Below are 6,302 nucleotides of genomic sequence, written 5' to 3'. Positions count from 1 at the left end.
TTACGATTAATTATCTCGTCTTAATACCGAAACTTCAAAGGGGTATAACTTGGAGGGTAAGTCAATTATTTTACAAACTTCTCTCTCGTTAGATACTAATACTTCCCAAGTATAAGGAGCAACATATTCATCTAATGTTAAGTCTTTTTCGTAGGAAAAGTTAATCAATACTAATACCGTTTCAGCTTCAGTTTTTCGGGTATAAGCTAAATGTTCATAAGGATAATGAATTAAACTACTCCAACGACCAAACCGTAATGCTTCACTGTTTTTTCTTGCTTTAATCAACTGTCGATAAAAGTTTAATAACGAGTTGGGATCATTTAACTCTTTTTCTACATTTTTTTCTGTATAATTTTCATTGACAGGAAGCCAAGGTTCAACATCTTTTCCAAAGCTAAATCCTGCATTAACGTCATCATTCCATTGCATCGGTGTTCTTGCACTATCCCTAGGAGGTGGGGATTCTCCGCTATCGCTTTTAATAATAGCATTATCTTTAATTTGATCAGGAGGAATATCTAAATTATCTACCATGCCAATTTCTTGACCATAGTATAAAAAAGGAGTGCCTCGGATGGTTAATAAAATAGCAGCAGATGCTTGTGCAATTCCTAATGGATTAGTACATAAACTACATTCAATCCAACGGGATAAATGTCTTGGAATATCGTGGTTATCCAAAAAGTAAGTCGGCCATGCACCGTTGGGGGTAATCAGTTCTTTTTTGATAATTTCTCGCTGTAAATAGCCAGGATACCAAGGACTAAAGGGAAATTCAAAGGTAAAAGCTAGGTGTAATTCATCATTGTTAACCCCATAAAACATGGTGGACTCATAGAGTCGATTATCAATAAAAGTTTCCCCAATTAATACCCGATCTTTATATTCATCTACTAATTTTCTAATCTCTCTAATAATTTGATGATTTTCAGGTAAGTTTTTATCATATAAATGGTGGTGATTATTATAGTTGTTTTTATCACTTGCACCAAATTTTATAGGATTATAACGATAAAATTTATCTTTACTATAAACACTAGAAGCATCTAATCTAAACCCATCAACTCCCTTATCTAACCAAAAACGAATAATGTCAAAAATGGCTGCTTTGACTTCTGGAATATCCCAGTTTAAATCCGGTTGGTTTTCGTTAAAGGTATGATAATAATATTGTTGTCTCGTTTCGTTAAATGTCCAACCCGTTCCTCCAAAATAAGATAACCAATTATTTGGTAATCCTCCGTCGGGTGCAGGATCTTGCCAATGGTACCAATCACTTTTAGGATTATCTTTACTACTACTAGATTCTATAAACCAACTATGTTGATTAGAGGTATGATTGACAACTAAATCTAAGATAACTTGAATCCCTCTTCGATGACATTCAGTTAGTAAAGTATCAAAATCTTTTAAGCTTCCGAAAGCATCACTAATATCATAGTAATCACTGACATCATAGCCATTATCAATCATGGGAGATTGATTAATCGGAGATAACCAAATGGCATCAATTCCTAAAGATGTTTCACTATTAGGATCTCCATCATTAAGATAGTCTAGTTTTTTGATAATTCCTTGTAAATCTCCAATTCCATCGCCATTGCTATCGGCAAAAGTCAAGGGATAAATTTGATAAATGACACCAGTTTCCCACCATTTTTTATCATTAAGATTTTTACTTTTTCTCATGTTGAAATTGTTTCTTTACTACAGTTAAAGTTTGTTTTTTGTGAGACATTGTAGAGACTTTATTCCATTATGCCTTATTAGCTTGTATTTTGCTAATAACTAGATAATCAATTATTCATCAAAAGTAAAAGTTTCAGGTAAATATCTAAGTAATTAAACTTACTAAGATTTTCTTTATATCAATTCAGAAATTTTATCAGTTAGTTCATAAATGATATCTTAAACCAGTACAAGTAAACCTAATAAGCCATGAAAAAATAATCAATTTTTAATAAGTTAACATCAAAATTAAATGCTTTTACCTGTTCGTTGTTCCCTATCTAAACTAGCTAGTTTTTATCGAAGGTGCAAGATATGAGCATAACGTTACCTTCGAGAAAGACAATGAACAATTAAAAAAAGTATTTTCTATTACTTTGATTAATCTTAAGACTAATCAAAAAAAGACGATTTATGTGGGAAAAATTAATTAATTTTAGATACGACGAAAGAAGAAATTACCTATTGTTATTCTGCTAGTTCTTGTACTGTTTGTACTGTTAAATTATTGCAAGGAAATGTAGAACAAACAGTTCAGGGATTCGATTTTAGTAGATACAGAATAAATTATCCCTTATACAGCGTTTTCTACTTCTGATTGTAACATTTTGACTCATCAAGAAGATAAATTTTTCTAAATCTTCAAGTTAATTGAACTACATTAACTAAAACTTCTGATAAGCATCTTTTTACTTTCAGAAGTTTTAATCTCTATTCCTTTTTATCCCTCCTTCCTCCCCGTACTCCTCACACTCGTAGATTTGGGAGATAAGACAACTATCTAAACCTGATTAGTATTACATCAGTAAAAAAAGATATTTAGTTGATTTGAGTAATCGTACTTTGTTTGTATGGCTTAATAGACATGACAGCTTCTTTGAGGGCTGTTATGCGATCACTCATAATATTATCAGGAGAAACAATATCCATTACCCCTAACTTTCTTAAACGGCTTTCTGCTTGTCCACTTATCCCAACCAAAAAGACGTGACGACCTTTTTCTACAGCTTCTTGAATGGCATTTTCTAACGCTAAAGAAGAGGTTACTCCCAAAATGGGAACTTCTGATAAATCTAGCACCAATGCTTGATAATCATTAATTAGATTATGTTCGCGGGAGATAGCTTTGGCAACACCAAAAATCATTGGACCACTGAGATAGAAGAGTAGAACTTTACCATTAGCTTCTTCTAGTAACTGTTTCTCTTCGGGTTTAAGGTCGATTTCTTCATCATCATAAGTGATGGCTTTAACTTTATCGGCCCGATGATTAGAAAGACGTTCAATGGTGAGAATATTGGCGACAAACACACCGACTCCAACCGCGACAATTAAATCAACAAATACGGTTAATAGAATCACCCCGTACATGATAAGAGCAGCTTTAACAGAGATTTTATGAGCGCGTTTGAGGAAACCCCAGTCGACAATATCGATACCCACTTTTAAGGCGATACCAGCTAAAACTGCTAAGGGGATACCTTGTAGGTATTGACTTAACCCTAACACTACCACTAACAAAACCAAGGCGCGAGTTAAACCAGAAACCGCCGTTCTACCACCGGTTTGAATATTAACTACCGTTCCCATGGTTGCACCAGCACCAGCAATACCACCGAATAAACCAGAGACTAAGTTACCGAGTCCTTGACCGATTAATTCTTTGTTAGAATCGTGTTCGGTACGGGTTAAACTGTCTGCCACCAAGGATGTCAATAAAGCATCGATACAACCCAACATGGCCAATACTAAAGCGTCAACGAACATAAGTCGCAGTTGAGCCGCACTAAAGGTAGGAACTTGTAAACTGGGTAAACCGACAGATATCTCCCCAATACGGCGAATATCAGCGTCACCAAACACGGATACAGCAAGTAAACTTCCCACAATTAAAGCGAGTAACTGCGGTGGCATATATTTCTTCAACTTTCTAGGATAGAAGAAAAGAATGGCTACAGTGATCACCGCCAATAGGGTTTCTAGGTAGGTGGTGGAATTCATGCTGGTGATGAGGTTGGGTATATTCTGCACTGTTCCAACCACTCCCCCTTTTGGACTCGCTTGACCGAGAAAGGGTGCAATTTGTAGAATAATGAGAATAACTCCAATGCCTGACATAAAGCCAGAAATCACTGTGTAGGGCATGAGGGTAACGTATTTCCCCAGTTTAAACACCCCAAAGAGAATTTGGAACACCCCGGCCAACATGACCACGGTAAAAGCCATGGCTAAACCTTGCTCTTGTCCATTGGTTGCTATTAAACTAGCAATAACTGAGGTCATCACCACCGTCATCGGACCAGTGGGTTCAGAGATAAGGGTAGGGGTTCCTCCGAAAAGGGCTGCAAAAAAGCCGATTAAAATGGCTCCCCACAACCCAGAAGACGCTCCTGCACCAGAAGCGACCCCGAAGGTTAATGCCATTGGTAAAGCGATAACCGCGGCCGTCAGTCCACCGAAGATATCGCCCTTGACATTTCTAAAATGAATCGTATTTGTTATTGACATTTTGAACAAGTAATATTCTCGTTTGCAATGCCAAGATTTTACTATGTTTTAATCTTATTGTCCTTGACAAAATACATAAATTAATGGGACTCAAAACAGGGATAAATATGCCTTAATTGTTTTATTCATATTATGCAAATTTTGTCAAATTTAATTTTTTACTCGTAATAAAAATATACAAAATGCTTCTAATTTTGGGGCTTTTTTGGGGTGATTTTGGGAGAGTTGGAGAGAGACAAAAATGTTTTTTTGACGAGGTAATCAGGGTTTGATCCTATTTTTGGAAAAAATTAGACACCAGAACTCTATTATGAAAATTAGAGTATAGCGCAAAAACCCCATGAATTCGTTCACAAATAAAAAGTATTCTCAATAATAAATTAAGTTTTATTACAAGTAACAGATTGTAAATTAGGAATTTTAAAAGCACGTTTGGGTGAGTTAAAAGTTTTACTTATCGATGAGGGAAGAGTTAGAGTTTATTTTTGGAATGTCAGAACCTTGGTTCATAATTTGAAATGTACTGCTAAAGCAGAATTGGATTATAATTTAACGAGAATTAGCAGTGTTTAAACATCGTTATGTCTGCTTTGATAGAGTCCTTAGAAATAATTAAGCAATATCTTATCGAACATCCACCAAAATATCATTCTGAAATTGTTTCTAGATTAAAGCCAGGACTTTCTCATCAACAAATTAGGGAAATTAGTAAAAATTTTCCATATACTTTACCAAAAGAAATCTATGAGCTATATCAGTGGCATAACGGAATTGATGATTCTGGAGACAAAGGGGGATGGAATTATTTTATTTCTGCTGTTGGAGGCGTATTTGGATATCTTCCATTGGAAGAAGCTTTAAAAAAATCTCAGAATTTTCTAAATCTTAAACTAAGTTCTCAGGATGAGATCATAGAACAATACGAACCAAATTGGCTGTTAATTTTCGATCAAGCTTCAGATGTTAATGCAGCGGGTGTTGTTGTGGTCATAGAGAATCAAAATACTTATGTTAGATCTTTCGATCCAGAGGATGGGTTTTACGGGATTATTCATTCTAGTCTCACAAATATGATGCTTAGTAACGCCATTAGAAAAGGAAATTTAAGTGGTAAAGACTTCAGTGGAGGTGATTTTAGAAACTTACATCTTCATAAAGTAAATTTAACTAATACCAATTTAGAGTCTGCTGATTTTAGAGGAGCAAATTTAACTCAAACTAATTTGGAAGGAGCTAATATTAAAAATATAAAAATAGAAGAAGCTTTTTATAGCGATACAACTATCTTTCCTCAAGATATAGATAAGTCAAAATTAATTTATGTAGGTGCGAATGCTGATTTAAGTAACCTTGATTTGAGAGGTATTTATTTAAACAATATGAACTTGGAAAATACAAAATTTATTAATGCTAATTTAGCAAAAAATTATTTACTTAATGCAAACTTAAAAAACGCAAATTTATCAGGTGCTAATCTTGAAAGAGCTAATTTAGAAGATGCAGACTTATCAGGAGCTAATTTGGAAGGTGCTAATTTACATGGAGCAAACTTATCGGGAGCTATTTTAACTAATGCTAATCTCTTAAATGCTTACTGGGTTTATCATTGGGTAGTAAAAGATTCAGGTAAGAACCCTATTTTTTATAAAACTGTAATGCCAGATGGCAGTATTAAAAACTAATCTTGGAATTAAAGAAAGTTTAATAGTTTTGAAGAGAACGGCGATCGCGTTACTTAGGTTCTTTTTTTGGAAAAATAGAGCAGCGTGTTTATGTCGTAGCTTACACCATCAGAGGTTCAGTGGTTCGTTTGATTTCAGCAAGAAAAGCTAACAGTAGAGAGGTAAAACGTTATGACAACGGTTAACTACACACCTGATCCTGAAAAAAAGGCTCAACTGAGTCAAGAACAATTATCCCGTTTAGAAGCACTTTCTGATGAGGATATAGACTACTCAGATATCCCTGAATTAGATGACAACTTCTGGGAAAATGCTGAGATAGTCAATACTGATGTTACTCAAAACACGGTATCATCTACCCTAGGAAATTTTTAGGCGAAA

The 6,302-nt window shown here is 34.7% G+C and carries 5 protein-coding genes; 3 read left to right on the top strand and 2 right to left on the bottom strand.

Translation table 11 applies throughout. The annotated features are described in order from the left end of the window. Positions 1–6 precede the first annotated feature (6 nt). Together CY0110_RS01260 and bicA are read right to left on the bottom strand one after the other, a co-directional pair. A complete protein-coding gene (locus CY0110_RS01260) occupies positions 7–1,692 on the bottom strand; it encodes a glycoside hydrolase family 13 protein (protein ID WP_008272711.1) in 1,686 nt (561 codons plus the stop codon). Between the two features lie 858 nt (positions 1,693–2,550). Continuing rightward, entirely contained in the window at positions 2,551–4,239 is a 1,689-nt protein-coding gene (bicA, locus tag CY0110_RS01255; RefSeq protein ID WP_008272710.1) for a bicarbonate transporter BicA, read from the bottom strand. 581 nt (positions 4,240–4,820) lie between these two features. Between bicA and CY0110_RS29145 the strand changes: the two genes are divergently transcribed. The 3 genes from CY0110_RS29145 (at position 4,821) to CY0110_RS01240 (ending at position 6,296) form a co-directional block, all read left to right on the top strand. After that, on the top strand, positions 4,821–5,921 hold the full coding sequence (locus CY0110_RS29145; protein ID WP_008272709.1) for a pentapeptide repeat-containing protein: 1,101 nt from the start codon (positions 4,821–4,823) through the stop codon (positions 5,919–5,921). Positions 5,922–5,995: 74 nt separating this feature from the next. Beyond that, positions 5,996–6,106 carry a BrnT family toxin gene (locus CY0110_RS28255; RefSeq protein WP_085961781.1) on the top strand — a complete coding sequence of 37 codons (111 nt, stop codon included), beginning with the start codon at positions 5,996–5,998 and terminating at the stop codon, positions 6,104–6,106. Then, positions 6,093–6,296, top strand: a complete 204-nt coding sequence (locus CY0110_RS01240; protein ID WP_008272708.1) for a hypothetical protein — start codon at positions 6,093–6,095, stop codon at positions 6,294–6,296. Before CY0110_RS28255 ends, CY0110_RS01240 begins: the two co-directional genes overlap by 14 nt. Positions 6,297–6,302 lie beyond the last annotated feature (6 nt).

Source organism: Crocosphaera chwakensis CCY0110, assembly GCF_000169335.1.
GTDB classification, from domain to species: Bacteria; Cyanobacteriota; Cyanobacteriia; order Cyanobacteriales; family Microcystaceae; genus Crocosphaera; species Crocosphaera chwakensis.
Note: the sequence above shows the minus strand (reverse complement) of the source record. Positions and strands in the feature narration are given on the sequence as shown.

Excerpts from the sequence above, each read along its gene's own strand:
- CY0110_RS01260 (WP_008272711.1), bottom strand. The coding sequence starts at position 1,692 with ATGAGAAAAAGTAAAAATCTTAATGATAAAAAATGGTGGGAAACTGGT.
- bicA (WP_008272710.1), bottom strand. The coding sequence starts at position 4,239 with ATGTCAATAACAAATACGATTCATTTTAGAAATGTCAAGGGCGATATC.
- CY0110_RS29145 (WP_008272709.1), top strand. The coding sequence starts at position 4,821 with ATGTCTGCTTTGATAGAGTCCTTAGAAATAATTAAGCAATATCTTATC.
- CY0110_RS01240 (WP_008272708.1), top strand. The coding sequence starts at position 6,093 with ATGACAACGGTTAACTACACACCTGATCCTGAAAAAAAGGCTCAACTG.